Annotated in this window: 1 protein-coding gene; it reads left to right on the top strand. The window is 24.1% G+C overall.

What is annotated here, in order from left to right:
• On the top strand, positions 1-449 hold a 449-nt coding region (locus tag BDE01S_RS10910; RefSeq protein ID WP_218015881.1), incomplete at its 5' end, for an immunity 22 family protein.
• Positions 450-627: the final 178 nt, after the last annotated feature.

Below are 627 nucleotides of genomic sequence, written 5' to 3'. Positions count from 1 at the left end.
CCGAAAATAAAATGGATAACGAAAAAATATCAATTTGGATTTCTGAATACATTTCTTATGAAGAACAAAAATTATTATTCATACCAAGCAATGATAATAGAGTAAAATTCCTTAGTGATTTTGAAATTTCTACTGATGATTTTTTTGATTATGACCATACAATAATCTTATATGGTATATTTGAAGGGAAGCCTACAAACTTAAATAAAGTTAAAGGCATTATTAAAGATTATCCTCAAATTTTAGATTGCTGGGATGAAATAGAAAATAAATTAAAAGAAAATAAAATAAAAAAGATTAATTACTTATTAGCTGTGCCTGATTTTGAATATTCTTCAAAAATCACAAGGTCAGATAAGTTAATTTTTGTTGGAAATTTCCAATATACTCAAGATTTCAGTTCAATATTAGAATTTCTACCAGAGCACCTTAAAAATAAATTGAAATAGTTTGCTAGATAGAACTAACTTATGAAAAATAACCTTTATTCTTTAAAAGCTAAAGAAATCATATAAAAGTGTGATCAAAAATAATCGATCTAAATTTTACAAAAATTTTTATAAAATAGACCGCTTACATAATCCTTATTCTCAAACAACATCAAGATATTTACCAACAAGGACAATA

Source organism: Bergeriella denitrificans NBRC 102155 (assembly GCF_001592185.1).
Lineage (GTDB): Bacteria > Pseudomonadota > Gammaproteobacteria > Burkholderiales > Neisseriaceae > Neisseria > Neisseria denitrificans.
The sequence above is the reverse complement of the archived record's forward strand: the minus strand, read 5'-3'. Positions and strand labels throughout refer to the sequence as shown.